Here is a 17,924-nt window from a genome sequence, read left to right as displayed (position 1 = left end):
GCTCACTTTTCCTGCAGGTTGTAATCGCGTTCGCCGATATGCGACAGCAGCAGGTAGGCCGAGCCGATCATGCCCTGCATGGTGTCGGCAAAACGGCTGCGGTTGAAATATAGGAACTGATGATTCTTCACCGCGAATAGGTTCTGCCACTGCGGCGAACGGCGGAAGGCCTCGGTGCCAGCCTCCGAACCGAGCATTTCCTCATAGGTATCGATGATGAAATCACTGTCGAAGTCGCCAATGCGCTCCAGGCTGTAAGGCACGTTCTGACGCGCCTCCTTGAAGGCCGACACGCGCCCGAGGCCGAAGTCGGCGATCACGTCATCCATGCCGGAACGGCCGATCAGTTGGAAACCATCCGGATAGATCTCCAGGGTGGTTACCGTGATACGCCCCGGCTCCTTCACCCGCTTGGCGAATTCGCCGACGATCCATTGGTATTCGCTCAGCATCATCTGGTAGCGCTGCTGCTTGCCTACCAGTTCAGCCAGCTCCTTGGCGTAAGTCTTGATGTCGGCCTCGCGCGCCGGCAGCAGCACCACCGGGGCAATGCTGCTGAGGCGCTCTTTCAGGTCCTGGTGATAGGACAGCCCGACGATCAGGTCAGGCTTGAGCGCCGCGATGGCCTCGAGATCGGGCGACTGGTGCGTACCGACATAGCGAATGCCGGAGACATCGAAGCGCTGCTGAGCGCCACGGAACAACACATCCGAGAACAGCTTTTTGCGCCCCGTGGACCCGCAAGGGGTTATGCCCAGCTCGAGCAGTTGGGTGGTCAGGCTGAGGTCATGCAGGGATACCACGCAACGCGGTGCGACCGGCACTTCGACACGGCCGAAACGGTTCTCGAACACACGGGTGTCGGCGGCGACAGCCTGCATCGAACTCAGGCCCAGCAGTACACAGGCTATCAGGGAAAGGGCTTTGAACTTCACCATCATCTTCGTCATGTCCTTCAGTGACGACGCGTCAACGGTTGCGTTGCCGCGCCAGCAAAACCAACAGATAAGGCGCACCGATAATCGCCACCACCAGACCGGCCGGCAGTTGCAACGGCGGCAGCAAGGCGCGCCCCAGAGTGTCACCCAACAGAACCAGTACGGCCCCGAACAGGGCCGACAGCGGCAACAACGCGCCATGCCGGTCACCGCACAACTGCCGCGCCAGGTGCGGCGCGACCAGGCCAACGAAGGTCATAACGCCGATATTGGCCACCGTTGCTGCGGTCAACGTGACGCTGCACAGCAACAGCAAGAGCATTATCAGCGGTGCATTCAGGCCGCGGCTGAGCGCCACGCTCTCGCCCAGCTGCAGGAGATTGAGCTGGCGATGACAGAACAACAGGGGCATGCCCGCCACCAGCAGCCAGATCAGCAGGCTCTGCACCTGCGGCCAACCACTGCGATGCAGGCTGCCGCCAAGCCACATCAGCGCCGATTCGACCCGATCGATATTGCCGTAGGTGATCAGCAGATCGGCGACGGCACCTAGCATGGCCGTCAGCCCCACGCCAACCAGAATCAGGCGCAGCGGGGCAATGCCACCGCGCCAGGATAGCGCGACGATAAACAGCGCCACCGCCAGACCGCCGAGCAACGCTGCCAGAGGATAGAGCGGCAGCGGCAAGGCCTCCGGCCACTGCACCAGGATCAGCAACATGGTGACGCTGGCGCCCGCCTCCACCCCGACCAATCCCGGCGCAGCCAGTGGGTTGCGCGTCAGTGACTGCATCAACACGCCAGCCAGAGCCATCGCCGCGCCCCCGAGTATCGCCAGCAGGATGCGCGGCAGGCGCAACTCCCACAGCACGTTGGCCGACAGCGCCTTCTCATCGGCGAACAGGCCCTGCCAGAGCTGAGCCATGCCCATCGTGTAGCTGCCTACGCCCGCCGCGTACAGCGTCAGGCCCGTCAGCAACAAGAGCAGCACAGACGCCGCCAACACATCGATGGGTCGGCCGACCCAGGGCAACCCGGGGCAACGCCTTGGCGTGGTCAGCCAGCGACTCACTTGAGCTTCCTCAGTACCAGCGCGACGAATACCGGGCCGCCGATCAACGCGGTGACGATGCCGGTGTTGAGTTCGTAAGGGCTCACCAGGGTGCGCGCCACTACATCGGCCAGCACCAGCAGCAAGCCACCCAGCAGCGGCGTAGCCAGCAGCAGCTGCCGCAGGTCGTGGCCAACCAGCAGCCGCGCCGCATGCGGTACTACCAGCCCGACAAAACCGATGGGGCCAGCCAACGCCACTGCGCAACCGGACAGCAACACCACGGCCGCCAAACTCAACAGCCGCATCCGCAACAGGTTGACGCCCATGCTGGAGGCCACCTGAGCGCCCAGCCGATAGGCATTCAACGCCCGCACATTGATCAGGCAAAGCAACATGCCGACGATCACGTAGGGCCAGAGCCAGCTTGGCAGGTTTGCTCCGCTGATACCCAGCGAGCCGGTCAGCCAGCGGCGCAGGCTGTCCAGGCCCTGCTGATCGAGCAGCAGCAGAATCGCGGTGATGGCGCCGAACAGCGCGGCCATCATCGCCCCGGAAAGCGTCAGGCGCACCGGATTGGGCGTGCGCCCGGCCAGCAGCATGACGCCGATGGCGGCCACCAGAGCGCCGCTGAAAGCAAACAGGGGAATCATGGTCATGTCGTTGCCGGGTAGCACCAGCAAGCCAATGACCACGAACAAGGCCGCGCCACTGTTGATGCCGAGGATGCCCGGGTCGGCCAACGGATTGTCGCCCACCGCCTGCATCACCGTGCCGGCCAGCCCCAGGCAGGCGCCCACAGTCATCGCCACCCACAGGCGCGGCAGGCGCGAACCGCGGATGACGCTGTGATCAGAATTACTCGGGTCATACGCCAGCAGCGCCTGCCAGACATCGCTCCAGGGGATCGACTTGGCCCCCACTGCCAGGTGCAGCGTCGACGCCAGGCCGATGCCGATCAAGATCGATAACCAGATCGGCCAGCGCCACCCACCCGTCATCGGGCTACCTGGCTGTCGAGCGCGCGCAGGCGAGCAGGCGAAGCCGGCACGCACAGAGGATCACCGGAATGCGGATCGATGAGAATGTGCGCATCCAGATCGAACACAGCCTTGAGGTTGGCCGGAGTGAAGACCTCGGCAGGCGTGCCCTGGGCGTGCACTTTGCCCTGGCGCAACATCACCAGTTGATCGGCATAGCGCGCGGCCTGGTTGAGGTCATGCAGAACCGCGACGACAGTGCGCCCCTGGTCACACAGCTCGGCGAGCAGTTCGAGCAAGGCGATCTGATGAGCGATGTCGAGAAAGGTGGTGGGCTCGTCGAGCAGGATGACCGGGGTCTCCTGCGCCAGAGTCATGGCAATCCAGCAGCGCTGTAACTGCCCCCCGGACAGGCTGGTCAGGGTGCGGTCCAGCAGCATGCCGACGTCGGCCAGTGCCACGGCGCGGTCGATCGCCTGCTGATCGGCGTCACTCCACTGCTGCCACCAGCTTTGCCAGGGGTAGCGCCCCTGCATGACCAGCTCGCGCACGGTTATCCCGGCAGGCGAAGCGGTGCGTTGCGGCAACAGCGCTATTTGCCTGGCCAGATCACGTCGCGAGAGCTGAACGTGAGGCTTACCCTGCAGCAGTACGTCGCCGCTGGCTGGTCGTAGCATGCGCGCCAGCACGTTCAGCAAGGTGGTCTTGCCACAACCATTGGCACCGATCAATGCGGTAAAGCAGCCCTCGGGAATGGTCAGACTGATGTCATTCAGCACCTTCAATCCGTCGAATTGAAGCTGAAGCCCCATAGCTTTCAACATGCATACACACTCGAATTCGAACCACTGCGCCAGCGCCCGCCTGGCTCAGAGCGGGCATTGCCTATCAGGCAGCGTCCAAGCCTTGAATATTTATACGTAGTAGCTTGCAGTAATATCTTAGTGATGACAATAAATTGTAAGCTAGTACAAATCTTTCTCATTTAGATGTAGAGTTCGCGCGCTACAGCTGACTGCCACGGCGCACTGGCGTGAAGGATCACAGAATGTCCTCCGCATTGCGCGCACATACCAGAAGACCAGAGGATGTTCCTTCGCCATGCGCCAGGTTACGCACCTAAGCCCCGAACGTTTCGCCCGACGCCCAGCCTTCAGCCTTACCGCACTCACACTGGCCATGGCCAGCCTGGGCTCGGGCAGCCTGCATGCCGCTGAGACTAACCAGGCACCCACGGCTGCGTCCGTGGAGATTGATGCCATCAACGTTACCGGGCAAAGCGTTGAACAGCCCACCGAGCATGTGGTCGGCTATGTAGCCAAACGCAACATGAGCGCTACCAAGACCGATACGCCGATCACCGAAACGCCGCAGTCGCTGTCGGTGGTGACGAGCGACGAGATCCGCGACCGCCAGGCGGAAACGTTGGCCCAGGCGCTGAGCTACACGCCAGGGTTCACCGCCAGCGCGACCTCGTTCAACCGCACTGCGGACCGCTTCCGCATCCGCGGCTTCTCGGTCGAATCCGCCACCGGCGGCTCGCTGCGCGACGGCCTGCGCCTGCAGAACAACTCCTACGACGGCATTCAGGAACCCTATGGCCTGGAGCGCGTCGAGGTCATTCGCGGCGCTGCCTCGGTGCTCTACGGCCAGCTCTCGCCCGGCGGCATGGTAAATGGCGTCAGCAAGCGCCCAACCGAAACGCCGCTTCATGAGCTGCAACTGCAGGCGGGCTCCAATGACCGCAAGCAGCTCGCCGCCGATTTCAGCGGCGCACTGCCCGGTAGCGACACCCTGAGCTATCGCCTGACCCTGCTCAGCCGCAACAGCGACACCCAGCAGGATCATCTCAACGACGACAAGATCTACATCGCCCCGGCGCTGACCTGGCGCCCTGACGAAGACACATCGCTGACCCTGTTGTCCTTCTACCAGAAGACCGATACGCGTTTCCCCGCGCCCCTGCCCTATCAGTTGGTCAAAGGTGTGGGTGACGGCGCCTTCAAGATCGGCCGCCACGACTTTATCGGCGAGCCGGGCTACGACGACATGAATGGCGAGATGTCGGCCCTGGGGTACGAATTCACCCACCACTTCAACGAGCACTTCACGCTTAATCACAAGCTGCGTTACTCCGAGTCCGATGTGAAGTGGAAATACCTGCAGGTCAGAACCGGTAATCCGGCAGTCACTGCCGCGGTGATCAATCAGGCCGCCACGACCGGCATTCTGCAAAGGCAATACAGTGATCGCCGTGAGCGTGCTCGAACCCTGGGCAGCGATACCAATATCGAATCGAAATGGCAGCTCGGCAGCGTCGAGCACACCGTTCTGGTCGGTTTCGACGGCTATGACACTTCCTACGACTCCCATAACTTCCGAGGCACAGACCCCAGCCTGAACCTGGACCTGAGTCGCTACAATTATGGTCAGCCCGTAGTGGTCGACAGAAGCCCCGCCCTGGACCGTGGCTCGCAGCTGGATATGCTGCAAAAAGGTGCCTATTTCCAGGATCAGATCAAGTTCGGCGACAAGTGGGTCCTGCAGGTAGGTGGCCGCCACGACTGGGCTGACCAGCAGCAGACGGCGCATCGCAATGGCGCCAAGGCCAGCCAAAGCGACGAAGCCACCACTTGGCGTGCGGGCCTGGTCTACCTGGCGGACAACGGCCTGGCGCCCTATATCAGCTATAGCGAGTCGTTCTTCCCGGTTTCCGTTGCAGAAGTCACCGGCCAGACCTTCACCCCCACCGAAGGTAAACAGTACGAAGTAGGCGTGCGCTATCAGCCCAAGGACAGCAATATGCTGCTCAGCGCAGCAGTCTATGAGCTGACCCAGACCAACGTGCTCAAGCAGGATCCAGCTACCGACGAGTACCGCCAAACCGGCGAGGTACGTTCCCGCGGTCTGGAGCTGGAAGCCAAGGCGGATGTCACCCCGGCACTCAGCGTGATCGCCACCTACGCCTATACCGATGCACGCACCACCAAGAGCGCTATCGCCGCCGAAGTGGGTCAACGTACCGACGAAACGCCCTACCACCAGGCAGCCCTGTGGACCCGCTACGACTTCGTCAATTGGGGCATCCCGCAGCTGAGCGTGGGCGCCGGCGCTCGCTACATGGGTACAATACAGGCCTCGGGCATGGATTCCGCCATGCCAGCGTATACCCTGTTCGACGCCATGGCGCGCTACCAGATCGACGAACACTGGGACGTGACCGTCAACGCCAGCAACCTGACCGACAAGCGCTACGCGGAGTGCAGTTTCTCCACCTGTCACTACGGTGACGAGCGCACCCTGCTGACCTCGGTTAACTTCAACTGGTGATCTACCGCTCCGCGCGCCGAGCAAGCACCTTGCTGCGGCGCGCTGCCTTACCTGCCTAACGGACAGAGGCAGCGGGCGGAACAAGGATCGACAGCCATAGCGGCGCTCCGATTCCCAGACTGAGAGCGGTGCTGGTTTCGAAGTTTGGAAAGCGATAAAAACGCAAAACCGCCAATCATCCCGGCCATGTTATGGCTGGAGTGATTGGCGGTTAGCTTTTTCAGGACTTCGAGCAGAAACATGGTTCTGCTGAATCGACAGGCTGCAGACCTTAGTGAGTGCCTGCAGTGACGAACTGGAGCGAGACTCGCATTTTGCATACAAACAATTGAAATATAAGGTTTTTATTTTCTTGTCGAAGCAGGAAAGGGGGCCCCCACCACTGCTTAAGGCAAAGAGGCGCCTACAAAATCCGGGGCGATTCAAACATCGGTTATGCGCTCATACTTGTTTGCGCGTATAGCATGACCTCATAGACTAACCTTCACCTATGACGAACGCTTGATGAGAGGCTTGCCGTAGACCTGCAATGAGGCAGAGGGCGGTCGCTAATTTGCAACACGCGCTTGGGGTAAGCGAAACAAGTTAATTTAGGTAAGCGACTGATTTATGAAAAATAAAACACATATAACTGTTAGCAGAGTACCTGATCAAATGAGTACATCCATTTGCCCCTGCGGCAGTGGCAACCTGCTGGATGCCTGCTGCGGCCATTATCACGCTGGGCACCCGGCCCCCTGCGCCAGCGCCCTGATGCGTTCACGCTACAGCGCCTATGTGCTGGGCCTGGTGGACTACCTGGTCGCCACCACTTTGCCCGCGCAACAGGCTGGCCTGGACCGAGAAGCCATCGGCGCCTGGAGCGCCCAGAGCACCTGGCTCGGCCTGGAGGTTGAAAGTTCCGAGGTGTTCGGCGGCCAGCCGGAACACGCCTTCGTGACCTTTACCGCACGCTGGCATGACAGCACCGGCGAACATAGCCACCGCGAGCAGTCTTCTTTCGTACAGAATGAAGGGCGCTGGTACTTCATCGACCCCACGGTGGAAGTGAAAACCGGACGCAACGATGCCTGCCTGTGCGGCAGTGGGCAGAAATTCAAGAAGTGTTGTTCCAGCTACCTCTAATTCCCTACCACAGGACCAACGCCATGCTTCGGATCTACAGCTTGATGCTGGCGTTAATCTTTGGCCTGACCGGTTGCGTCTCCTGGTTCGAAGACAATTCGCCCCCACCCCACGTCTCCCTGGTGAAAGTCGAAGTGGTGCGGGCCAAGCTGCTGGAGCAGAAATTCAAGCTGTACTTTCGCGTGGATAACCGCGACGACTCGGACCTGACCGTGCGTGGGCTGATCTACAAGGTCACCCTGGATGATTTTGTGCTCACCGAAGGCGAGTCCAATGAATGGCTGACTGTACCGCCCAAGGGCCATGCATTTTTCAAGGTGTCGGTACGCACCAACCTCTGGCCGCAGATCCGCAATGTGGTACAACTGCTGAAAAAACCCGACCAGCCCGTGCCGTATCGCCTGGAAGGTGAGCTGAAAACCGGATTATTCATCGGTTATGACGTGCAGGTGAACCACAATGGCGAGATAATCCCCGGCGATTTTATTCCGGAGCGACATCGATGACTCAGCAACCCCATGTCCATGGTCCTGACTGCAACCACGATCATGATCACCATGATCACGACCACGGCCATGTCCACGGCCCGAACTGCGGCCACGCTCACCAGGAGCCGGTGCGCAACGCGTTGAAGGACGTCGGCCGCAACGATCCTTGCCCGTGCGGCAGCGAGAAAAAATTCAAGAAGTGCCACGGGGCGTAAGTTGCTCTGAAGGCCAAGGTGGGAGGGCACAAGCCCCCTCCCACACCGATTTGCGTCAGGCTTAAGTTTAAGTACTCATGTGTTTATACAACTCCTGCTTGCGTCGTTTCACCGCGCTCACTAACGTAGCGCCTTTACTGACGCTACCCCCCGCAGGAGCTTTGCCATGGCCTCGCCAGCCCTCTCACATTTTCTTCCCCGGTTCGGCGTTGCCGCGGCAGTAGCCAGTGCATTAAGCCTGGCCGGTTGCCAGCTCCAGAGCACCCAGGACACCCTGCCCCCCGTTGCCGGCGTACAGCCGATCAAGGGCCTCGCACAGAATGTTTCGATACGCCGCAACGCCCAGGGCATGCCGCTGATCGAAAGCAACACCTTCCACGACGCGCTGTTCAGCCTCGGTTATGTGCACGCCAGTGACCGCATCACCCAGATGGTTACCCTGCGCCTGCTGGCCCAGGGCCGCCTGGCGGAGATGTCCGGGCCTGAGGTGCTGGATGTGGACCGTTTCATGCGCGCGGTCAATCTGAAAAAAAGCGCCGGCGAGCTGTATAACGCCTCCTCGCCGCGCCTCAAGCGCTTCTTCGAAGTGTATGCCCGTGGCGTCAACGCCTACCTGTTCCGCTACCGCGACAAGCTGCCACCGGATCTGGCCCAGACCGGCTACAAGCCGGAATACTGGAAGCCGGAAGATTCGGCGCTGCTGTTCTGCCTGCTGAATTTCAGCGAATCGACCAACCTGCAGGAAGAACTTGCGTCCCTGGTGCTGGCACAAAAAGTCGGCGCGGACAAACTCGCCTGGCTGACGCCGAGCGCGCCGGATGAGCCGATCCCCCTGGCCGAGGCCGAGAAACTCAAGGGCGTGAACCTCAGCCAGATCACCGGCCTGGCCGGGCTGGACACCGTCAGCCAGCAATTGAGCAGCCTCAACTCGCTGGCCGTTACCACGTCGAGCAACTGGGCCATCGGCCCGCAACGCAGCCGCAGCGGCAAAAGCCTGCTGGCAGGCGACCTCGCCGCCCAGCCGCAGGCGCCGTCACCGTGGAACTACGTGCAGATTCGCGCACCGAAATACCAGGCCGTCGGCGCCTCGATTGCCGGCCTGCCGACCCTGTTGTCCGGTTTCAACGGCAACGTGGCGTGGAGCATGAGCACGGTCAAGGGCGATACCCAGGACCTGTTCCTGGAAAAGGTCAAACGCCAGGGCAGCGCGTTGTACTACGAGAACAACGGAAAATGGCTGCCGGCAGCGGTGCGTAACGAAACCTTCTTCGTCAAGGGCCAACGCTCGATTCGCGAAGTGGTATACGAAACCCGCCACGGCGCCCTGCTCAACAGCAGCCAGGCCCTGACCAGCGGTTTTGGCCTGGCCCTGCAAACCGCCGACTTCAAGGATGACAAGAGCCTCGACGCGTTCTTCGACCTCTCCCGCGCGCAAAACGCCGGCAAGGCCTCGGACGCAACCCGGAACATTCGCGCCATTGCCTTGAACATGGTCTTCGCCGACGCCAGCAGCATTGGCTGGCAGGTCACCGGCCGCTTCCCCAACCGCCGCGAAGGCGAAGGCCTGCTACCCTCGCCGGGCTGGGATACGCGCTTTGACTGGGACGGTTACGCCGACGCGATGCTGCACCCCTATGACCAGGACCCGGCTCAAGGCTGGATCGGCACCGCCAACCAGCGCACCGCGCCGCGTGGCTACGGCATGCAGTTGTCCAACTCCTGGGATGCACCGGAGCGCAGCGAGCGCCTGGCGCAACTGGCCAATGCCGGCAAGCACGACAGCCGCAGCATGATCGCCATGCAGTACGACCAGACCACCACTTTCGCCGCAAAGCTCAAGACCATGTTCCAGGCACCGGGAATGGCCCAACCGCTGAAACAGGCGATTGATGCGCTGCCAGCCGCCGAGCAGGCCAAGGCACGGGAGGCGCTGAAGCGCCTGATGGCGTTCGATGGGCGCCTGGTGTCCACCTCCGCAGACGCCGCGCTCTACGAGCTGTTCCTGCAGGAAAGCACCCGGCAGATCTTCCTTGACGAGCTTGGCCCGGAAAACAGCGCCAGTTGGAAAGCTTTTGTCAGCAACGCCAACCTGTCCTATGCCGCCCAGGCCGACCACCTGCTGGGCCGCGAAGACAGCCCGTTCTGGGACGACGTGCGCACCGCGCAAAAAGAAGACAAACCCGCCATCCTCGCCCGCAGCCTGGCCGCCGCGATCAGCGCCGGCGACAGCCAACTGGGCGCTGACCACAAGGCCTGGCAGTGGGGCAAGCTGCACAGCACCACCTGGAAAAACACCAGCGGCCAAGTGATTCGCGGCCCACTGGCGTCCGGTGGCGACCACAACACCTTGAACCCGGCGCCGTACAACTGGGGCCAGGACTTCAACACCACCCAGGTGCCGGCGCTGCGCATGATCGTCGACTTCGGCCAGCTGGAACCGATGATGGGCCAAGGTGGTATCGGCCAATCCGGCAACCCGGCGAGCCCTAACTACGCCAATGGCATCGACCCATCGCTCAAGGCGCAATACCTGAGCTTCCCGATGCAGCCGCAGAACTTCGAGAAGGTGTATGGCAAGGCCAGGTTGACCCTGACCCCAGGCAAGTGACCTGACTTCCACCTGACGAAACCGGATCCAAATGTGGGAGGGGGCAAGCCCCCTCCCACATTTGGCCCACATGCATTCAGATAGAACTTCTGCGCTCGCTCCCGCCTCATACCTGATAAGCCCATCGCCCCGGTCAGCCCATGGATCTTGTCATCGCCCGGCCCGAAGGCCTCTACTGCCCCGCCGGAGATTTCTACATCGATCCCTGGCGCCCGGTGGAACGCTCTGTCATCACCCACGCCCACGGCGACCACGCTCGCAGCGGCAACCAGCACTACCTGGCCGCCGCCCCCGGCGAAGGCATCCTGCGCTCGCGCCTGGGCCAGGACATCAACCTGCAAACCCTGGCCTATGGCGAACAACTCGTGCACCACGGCGTGACCCTGAGTTTTCACCCAGCCGGGCATGTACTCGGCTCGGCCCAGGTGCGCCTGGAATACCAAGGCGAAGTCTGGGTGGCTTCAGGCGACTACAAAGTGGAACCCGATGGCACCTGTGCGCCTTTCGAACCGGTGCGTTGCCACACCTTTATCACCGAATCCACCTTCGGCCTGCCGATCTACCGCTGGCAGCCCCAGGCGCAGATCTTTGCCGGGATCAACGACTGGTGGCAGGCCAATATCGCCGCCGGCAAAGCCAGCGTGTTGTTCTGTTATTCCTTCGGCAAAGCCCAGCGCATCCTGCATGGCATTGATGCCAGCATCGGCCCGATCCTCAGCCATGGTGCGGTGGAGCCGCTGAACCGGGTGTACCGCGAAGCCGGCATCTACATCCCCGAAACCCTCTACGCCGGAGATTTCAAAAAGACCGACCCGTTGCTGCGCCAGGCCCTGATCATCGCACCGCCGTCCGCTGGCGCTAGCAGTTGGATCAAGCGCTTTGGCGACTACAGCGATGCCTTCGCCAGCGGCTGGATGCGCCTGCGCGGTACCCGGCGACGGCGCGGGGTGGACCGGGGGTTCGTGCTGTCGGATCACGCCGACTGGCCCGGGCTGCTGTGGGCCATCGAACAAACCGGCGCAGAACGGGTGATGGTCACCCACGGTTCTGTCGGCGTATTGGTACGCCACCTGCGGGAAAAAGGCCTGGATGCCCAGGGCTTCACCACTGAATACGGCGATGACGAAGAAGAGGCCACGGCATGAAAGCCTTCGCCGAGCTGTACGCCAACCTCGACGCCACCACCTCCAGCAATGCCAAGCTCGCAGCCCTGCAAACCTACTTCCTGCAAGCGCCGCCGGAAGACGCCGCATGGGCCGTGTATTTCCTGTCTGGCGGGCGCCCCCGGCAATTGGTGCCCACGCGCCTGCTGCGGGACATGGCCACCGAAGCGTCCGGCATCGAACCGTGGCTGTTCGAAGAAAGCTACCAGTCTGTAGGCGACCTGGCCGAGACGATTTCCCTGCTCCTGCCGGAATCCACCTACACCTCCGAGGACGGCCTGGCCGTATGGCTGGAAGAAAAACTCCTGCCGCTGCGTGGCCTGTCGCCCCTGGACCTGGCCGAACGGTTGCCGGCGTTATGGGCGCAACTGGACCAGCCAAGCCTGATGGTGTGCATCAAGTTGATCACCGGCAGCTTTCGCGTCGGCGTATCCAAATTGCTCGTCACCCGCGCGCTCGCCGCCATGGCCGACCTCGACAGCAAGCGCGTGGCACAGCGGCTGGTGGGCTACACCGATTTGTCCAACCGACCGACAGCCGAAGGCTACCTCAAGCTGATCGCCGCCGAATCATCCGACGAGCATGCACAACGGGGCGGACAGCCCTATCCGTTTTTTCTCGCCCATGGGCTGGCGCAACCGGTGGAGCAATTCGACGCCTTGCTCGGCTCCCCCGCCGACTGGCAGGTGGAATGGAAGTGGGACGGCATTCGCGCGCAACTGGTCAAGCGCGAAGGCCGGCTGTGGATCTGGTCGCGGGGCGAAGAGCTGGTGACCGAACGCTTCCCCGAACTGCACAGCCTGGTCAGTGGGCTGCCCGATGGCACGGTGATCGATGGCGAGATCGTGGTCTGGAAGGACGCGGTGCAGCCCTTTGCCCTGCTGCAACAACGCATTGGCCGCAAGACCCTGAGCAAAAAGGTGCTCGACGATGCACCGGTCGCCGTCCTGGCCTATGACCTGCTGGAACATCAGGGCGACGACTGGCGCAACCACACCCAGGCTGAACGCCGTGCCCAACTGGAACAGGTGATTGCCCAGTGCAACCAACCTGTGCTGATGCCCTCGCCACTGCTGACGGGCGCCACATGGCAGGACCTGGCACAACAACGCGAAGCCTCCCGCAGCCTCGGCGTGGAGGGCATGATGCTCAAGGCACGCGACGGCCTGTACGGCGTGGGCCGCACCAAAGACATGGGCCTGTGGTGGAAGTGGAAAGTCGACCCCTTCAGTGTCGATGCGGTGTTGATCTATGCCCAACGCGGCCATGGCCGACGCGCCAGCCTCTACAGCGATTACACCTTTGCCGTGTGGGATGGCCCGCCCGGCAGCGAGCGGACCCTTGTGCCCTTCGCCAAGGCCTATTCGGGGCTGACCGACGAAGAGATGCGCAAGGTCGACGCCATCGTGCGCAAGACCACCGTGGAGAAGTTCGGCCCGGTCAGCAGCGTGACGCCAAGCATGGTGTTCGAGTTGGGGTTTGAAGGCATTGCCCTGTCCAAGCGGCATAAGAGTGGGATTGCAGTGCGCTTCCCGCGGATGTTGCGTTGGCGGCAGGATAAGACGGTGGACGAGGCAGACAACCTTGCCACCCTGCAGGACTTACTGGCCTGACACAGAACACCGCCCTCCCACAATTGAATCTCCAAATGTTCCGAAATGGTGCGATCAATTTTCAACGCCCATTTTCGGGCATCTCCTACGCTCATGACTCCCTTGTCCCACCTTTTAAAACGCTCATTCGGAACTATGGTGCAGAAATTGCTACTCGTGATCCGTCTGACACCGTTCAGTAACAGTCCTAAACGCGCCACAAGCGCTTATCTTGGTTTCCAGGGATTACATAATGAAAAAAGCATTGCTGACCCTTTCTGCACTGGCTCTGTGCATGGCCGCCGGTACCGCGCTGGCCAAGGAATACAAGGAACTGCGTTTTGGTGTCGATCCGTCCTACGCTCCGTTCGAATCCAAGGCAGCCGATGGCAGCCTGGTGGGCTTCGATATCGACCTGGGCAATGCGATCTGCGCCGAACTGAAAGTGAAGTGCAAGTGGGTCGAAAGTGACTTCGACGGGATGATTCCAGGCCTCAAAGCCAACAAGTTCGACGGTGTGATTTCGTCCATGACCGTGACCCCGGTGCGTGAGAAGGCCATCGACTTCTCCAGCGAACTGTTCTCCGGCCCAACTTCGCTGGTGTTCAAGAAAGGCGCGGGCTACTCGACGCCAGAGTCCCTCAAGGGCAAATCCGTGGGCTACGAGCAAGGCACCATCCAGGAAGCCTACGCCAAGGCCGTGTTGGATAAAGCCGGTGTAACCACCAAGGCCTACGCCAACCAGGACCAGGTTTATGCCGACTTGACCTCCGGTCGTCTCGACGCTTCGGTGCAGGACATGCTGCAAGCCGAACTGGGCTTTTTGAAGTCCCCGGCCGGTGCCGGCTACGAAGTCAGCGCCGCCATCGATGACCCGTTGCTGCCATCGAAAACCGCCATCGGTATCAAAAAAGGTAACACTGAACTGAAGGCCCTTTTGGATAAAGGTATCAAAGCGTTACACGATGATGGCACCTACGCCACCATCCAGAAGAAACACTTCGGCGATCTGAACCTGTACAGCGGCAAATAATGCCTGGGGCGCCCCTTCTCTCAAGGGGCGCTTTTTTATCGCCATAGGTCCTGATTTATGTTCGAAGAACTGTTGCAAACCCTCGGGCTGAGCGCACTCAGCTTGAAGGGTTTCGGCCCGTTGTTGCTGCAAGGCACCTGGATGACCATCAAGTTGTCGGTGCTGTCCCTGGCCGTCAGCGTATTGCTGGGCCTGCTCGGCGCCAGCGCCAAGCTTTCCAGCCTGCCCTTCCTGCGCATCCCCGCCCAGCTCTACACCACACTGATTCGCGGTGTACCGGACCTGGTGCTGATGCTGCTGATTTTCTACAGCCTGCAAACCTGGCTTACCAGCCTGACCGACTTCATGGAATGGGAATACATCGAGATCGACCCATTCAGCGCCGGGGTGATCACCCTGGGCTTTATCTACGGTGCTTATTTCACCGAGACGTTTCGCGGCGCGATCCTCGCCGTCCCCCGTGGCCAGCTGGAAGCCGCCACGGCCTATGGCCTCAAGCGCGGGCAACGCTTCCGCTACGTGACCTTCCCGCAGATGATGCGCTTTGCCCTGCCGGGTATCGGCAACAACTGGATGGTGATGCTCAAGGCCACGGCCCTGGTGTCGATCATCGGCCTGGCGGACCTGGTCAAGGCCGCCCAGGATGCCGGCAAAAGCACCTACCAGCTGTTCTACTTCCTGGTGCTCGCCGCGCTGATCTACCTGTTGATCACCAGCGCGTCCAACTTCGTCCTGCGGCGTCTTGAACGTCGCTACTCCGCAGGCTCACGGGAGGCGGTGCGATGATCGAACTCTTGCAGGAATACTGGCGCCCCTTCCTTTATAGCGACGGCCAGCACATCACCGGCCTGGCGATGACCATGTGGTTGCTCAGCGCCGCCCTGGTCATCGGCTTTGTGGTGTCGATCCCGCTGTCCATCGCCCGTGTATCGCGCAACCCGCTGGTACGCTGGCCGGTGCAGTTCTACACCTACCTGTTCCGTGGCACGCCGCTCTATATCCAGTTGCTGATCTGCTACACCGGCATCTACAGCATTGCCGCCGTGCGTGAACAACCGGTGCTGGATGCGTTCTTTCGCGATGCGATGAACTGCACGATCCTGGCCTTCGCGCTCAACACCTGCGCCTACACCACCGAGATTTTCGCCGGTTCCATCCGCAGCATGGCCCACGGCGAAGTCGAGGCCGCCAAGGCCTATGGCTTGAGCGGCTGGAAGCTGTACGCCTACGTGATCATGCCGTCGGCGTTGCGCCGCTCGCTGCCCTACTACAGCAACGAAGTGATCTTGATGCTGCACTCGACCACGGTAGCGTTTACCGCGACGATTCCAGACATCCTCAAGGTGGCGCGGGACGCCAACTCGGCCACGTTCATGACGTTCCAATCATTCGGCATCGCCGCGCTGATCTACTTGACCGTGACCTTTGCCCTGGTCGGTTTGTTTCGTCTGGCGGAGCGCCGCTGGCTGGCGTTTCTCGGGCCAAGCCATTAAGGAGCTTTCATGCGTCATCAGGTACACGATCTGATCGCGCCGGTGCCCGGCACGGCGCGGCAGATTCACAGTTTCCACTTCGGCCCCGAACACGCCGAAGGCAAGGTCTATATCCAGTCATCGCTGCATGCCGATGAACTGCCGGGCATGCTGGTGGCCTGGCACTTGAAGGTGCGCCTGGCCGAGCTTGCCGCCGCCGGGCGCTTGCGCAGCGAAATCGTGCTGGTGCCCATCGCCAACCCGGTGGGCCTGGAACAGGTGTTGATGGATATCCCGCTGGGCCGCTACGAGTTGGAAAGCGGGCAGAACTTCAATCGCCTGTTTGTCGACCTCAGCGATACCGTCGGCGATCAGGTCGAGGGCTCGCTCGGCGATAACCCGCAACAAAACGTCGAACTGATTCGCGCCGCGTTGAGCGCCGCCCTGGCCGGACAAACCGCCGCGACACAGTTGCACTCCCAACGCCTGGTGTTGCAACGCCTGGCCTGCGACGCCGACATCGTGCTGGACCTGCATTGCGACTTCGAAGCCGTGGCGCACCTCTACACCACGCCCGAAGCCTGGCCGCAGGTGGAACCGCTGGCGCGCTATCTCGGCTCGGAGGCCAATTTGCTCGCCACCGACTCCGGCGGGCAGTCCTTCGATGAGTGTTTCACCCTGGTGTGGTGGCAGTTGCAGCAACGTTTCGGCACGCGCTTCCCGATCCCCATGGGCAGCTTTTCGGTGACCGTCGAGCTGCGCGGCCAGGGCGACGTCAACCATGGGTTGGCCGCCCTCGACTGCCAGGCAATCATCGACTACCTGATCCACTTCGGCGCGATTGCCGGCGACGCAGCGCCGCTGCCGGCACTGCCCTACCCCGCTACGCCCCTGGCCGGTGTCGAACCCGTGGCGACGCCGGTGGGCGGCCTGCTGGTATTCAGCGCCCTACCCGGTGAATACCTGGAAGCCGGGCAACTGATCGCCGAAATCATCGACCCCATTACCGACCGCGTAACGCCCGTGCACTGCCAAAAGGCCGGCCTGCTTTACGCTCGTTCGCTGCGCCGCATGGCCACTGCCGGGATGGTCATCGGCCATGTCGCAGGCACCGAGGCCTACCGCAGCGGCTATCTACTTTCGCCTTGAGGATGCACGCCCCATGTACAAATTGACCGTTGAAGGCCTGCATAAAAGCTATGGCGACAATGAGGTGCTCAAAGGTGTCTCGCTCAAGGCCAAGACCGGTGATGTGATCAGCCTGATCGGCGCCAGCGGCTCGGGCAAAAGCACCTTTTTGCGCTGTATCAACTTCCTGGAAACCCCCAACGACGGCGCCATGACCCTCGACGGCCAGCCGATCCGCATGGTCAGCGACCGCCATGGCATGCGCGTGGCCGACGATGCCGAACTGCAGCGCCTGCGCACGCGGCTGGCGATGGTGTTCCAGCATTTCAACCTGTGGAGCCATATGAGCGTGCTGGAAAACATCACCATGGCCCCGCGCCGGGTGCTGGGTTGCAGCAAGAAGGACGCCGAAGACCGCGCCCGTCGCTACCTGGACAAGGTGGGTTTACCGGCACGGGTAGCGGACCAATACCCGGCGTTCCTGTCCGGTGGCCAGCAGCAACGGGTGGCCATCGCCCGCGCCCTGGCCATGGAGCCGGAAGTGATGCTGTTCGACGAACCCACCTCGGCCCTCGACCCGGAGCTGGTGGGTGAAGTGTTGAAGGTGATCCAGGGCCTGGCCGAGGAAGGCCGCACCATGATCATGGTGACCCACGAAATGAGCTTTGCGCGCAAGGTGTCCAGCCAGGTGCTGTTCCTGCACAAGGGCCTGGTGGAAGAGCAAGGCGCGCCAGAGGATGTGCTGGGCAATCCCAAGAGCGAGCGCCTGCAACAGTTCCTGAGCGGCAATTTGAAGTAAAC

Annotated in this window: 16 protein-coding genes; 12 read left to right on the top strand and 4 right to left on the bottom strand. The window is 61.7% G+C overall.

Annotated features, from left to right (window positions below; all coding sequences use genetic code 11):
• Nucleotides 1-2 precede the first annotated feature (2 nt).
• The 4 genes from ACHPFG_RS07515 to ACHPFG_RS07500 are packed head-to-tail and all read right to left on the bottom strand — an operon-like array spanning nt 3 to nt 3,793.
• Nucleotides 3-941 (bottom strand): ABC transporter substrate-binding protein, encoded by a 939-nt coding sequence (locus ACHPFG_RS07515; RefSeq protein ID WP_431701975.1) that lies wholly within the window; start codon nt 939-941, stop codon nt 3-5.
• Nucleotides 942-969: 28 nt separating this feature from the next.
• Complete coding sequence (locus tag ACHPFG_RS07510) at nt 970-2,010, bottom strand: FecCD family ABC transporter permease (protein ID WP_145335010.1); 1,041 nt, start codon at nt 2,008-2,010, stop codon at nt 970-972.
• On the bottom strand, nt 2,007-2,990 hold the full coding sequence (locus ACHPFG_RS07505; RefSeq protein WP_431701974.1) for a FecCD family ABC transporter permease: 984 nt from the start codon (nt 2,988-2,990) through the stop codon (nt 2,007-2,009). Before ACHPFG_RS07505 ends, ACHPFG_RS07510 begins: the two co-directional genes overlap by 4 nt.
• Entirely contained in the window at nt 2,987-3,793 is an 807-nt protein-coding gene (locus tag ACHPFG_RS07500) for an ABC transporter ATP-binding protein (RefSeq protein ID WP_145335014.1), read from the bottom strand. The genes ACHPFG_RS07505 and ACHPFG_RS07500 overlap by 4 nt, the downstream gene beginning before the upstream one ends.
• A 355-nt stretch (nt 3,794-4,148) precedes the next feature.
• Here ACHPFG_RS07500 and ACHPFG_RS07495 point away from each other — a divergent pair, with 355 nt between their 5' ends.
• The 12 genes from ACHPFG_RS07495 (at nt 4,149) to ACHPFG_RS07440 (ending at nt 17,922) form a co-directional block, all read left to right on the top strand.
• Nucleotides 4,149-6,299: a TonB-dependent siderophore receptor gene (locus tag ACHPFG_RS07495; RefSeq protein ID WP_431703450.1), complete on the top strand. Its 2,151-nt coding sequence runs from the start codon at nt 4,149-4,151 to the stop codon at nt 6,297-6,299.
• A 654-nt stretch (nt 6,300-6,953) separates the two neighbouring features.
• The gene (locus ACHPFG_RS07490; protein WP_027604445.1) at nt 6,954-7,424 is read left to right on the top strand and encodes a YchJ family protein; all 471 of its coding nucleotides are present in this window, start codon (nt 6,954-6,956) and stop codon (nt 7,422-7,424) included.
• A 23-nt stretch (nt 7,425-7,447) separates the two neighbouring features.
• The gene (locus ACHPFG_RS07485; protein WP_431701973.1) at nt 7,448-7,930 is read left to right on the top strand and encodes an LEA type 2 family protein; all 483 of its coding nucleotides are present in this window, start codon (nt 7,448-7,450) and stop codon (nt 7,928-7,930) included.
• On the top strand, nt 7,927-8,127 hold the full coding sequence (locus tag ACHPFG_RS07480; protein WP_003189235.1) for an SEC-C metal-binding domain-containing protein: 201 nt from the start codon (nt 7,927-7,929) through the stop codon (nt 8,125-8,127). The genes ACHPFG_RS07485 and ACHPFG_RS07480 overlap by 4 nt, the downstream gene beginning before the upstream one ends.
• 166 nt (nt 8,128-8,293) lie before the next feature.
• Complete coding sequence (locus ACHPFG_RS07475) at nt 8,294-10,735, top strand: penicillin acylase family protein (protein WP_431701972.1); 2,442 nt, start codon at nt 8,294-8,296, stop codon at nt 10,733-10,735.
• Between the two features lie 140 nt (nt 10,736-10,875).
• Nucleotides 10,876-11,880, top strand: a complete 1,005-nt coding sequence (locus tag ACHPFG_RS07470) for a ligase-associated DNA damage response exonuclease (RefSeq protein WP_431701971.1) — start codon at nt 10,876-10,878, stop codon at nt 11,878-11,880.
• Nucleotides 11,877-13,511, top strand: coding sequence for an ATP-dependent DNA ligase (locus tag ACHPFG_RS07465; RefSeq protein WP_431701970.1), 1,635 nt, complete (start codon nt 11,877-11,879; stop codon nt 13,509-13,511). Before ACHPFG_RS07470 ends, ACHPFG_RS07465 begins: the two co-directional genes overlap by 4 nt.
• A gap of 232 nt (nt 13,512-13,743) precedes the next feature.
• Nucleotides 13,744-14,523: a transporter substrate-binding domain-containing protein gene (locus ACHPFG_RS07460; protein WP_027604451.1), complete on the top strand. Its 780-nt coding sequence runs from the start codon at nt 13,744-13,746 to the stop codon at nt 14,521-14,523.
• Between the two features lie 57 nt (nt 14,524-14,580).
• Nucleotides 14,581-15,309, top strand: a complete 729-nt coding sequence (locus ACHPFG_RS07455) for an ABC transporter permease (protein WP_184744450.1) — start codon at nt 14,581-14,583, stop codon at nt 15,307-15,309.
• On the top strand, nt 15,306-16,016 hold the full coding sequence (locus ACHPFG_RS07450; RefSeq protein ID WP_090408453.1) for an ABC transporter permease: 711 nt from the start codon (nt 15,306-15,308) through the stop codon (nt 16,014-16,016). The genes ACHPFG_RS07455 and ACHPFG_RS07450 overlap by 4 nt, the downstream gene beginning before the upstream one ends.
• A gap of 9 nt (nt 16,017-16,025) precedes the next feature.
• Complete coding sequence (locus ACHPFG_RS07445) at nt 16,026-17,144, top strand: succinylglutamate desuccinylase/aspartoacylase family protein (protein WP_145335026.1); 1,119 nt, start codon at nt 16,026-16,028, stop codon at nt 17,142-17,144.
• A gap of 13 nt (nt 17,145-17,157) precedes the next feature.
• The gene (locus ACHPFG_RS07440) at nt 17,158-17,922 is read left to right on the top strand and encodes an ABC transporter ATP-binding protein (RefSeq protein WP_012722621.1); all 765 of its coding nucleotides are present in this window, start codon (nt 17,158-17,160) and stop codon (nt 17,920-17,922) included.
• Nucleotides 17,923-17,924 lie beyond the last annotated feature (2 nt).

The organism is Pseudomonas sp. BR20, assembly GCF_050780135.1.
Classification (GTDB): domain Bacteria; phylum Pseudomonadota; class Gammaproteobacteria; order Pseudomonadales; family Pseudomonadaceae; genus Aquipseudomonas.
The sequence above is the reverse complement of the archived record's forward strand: the minus strand, read 5'-3'. Positions and strand labels throughout refer to the sequence as shown.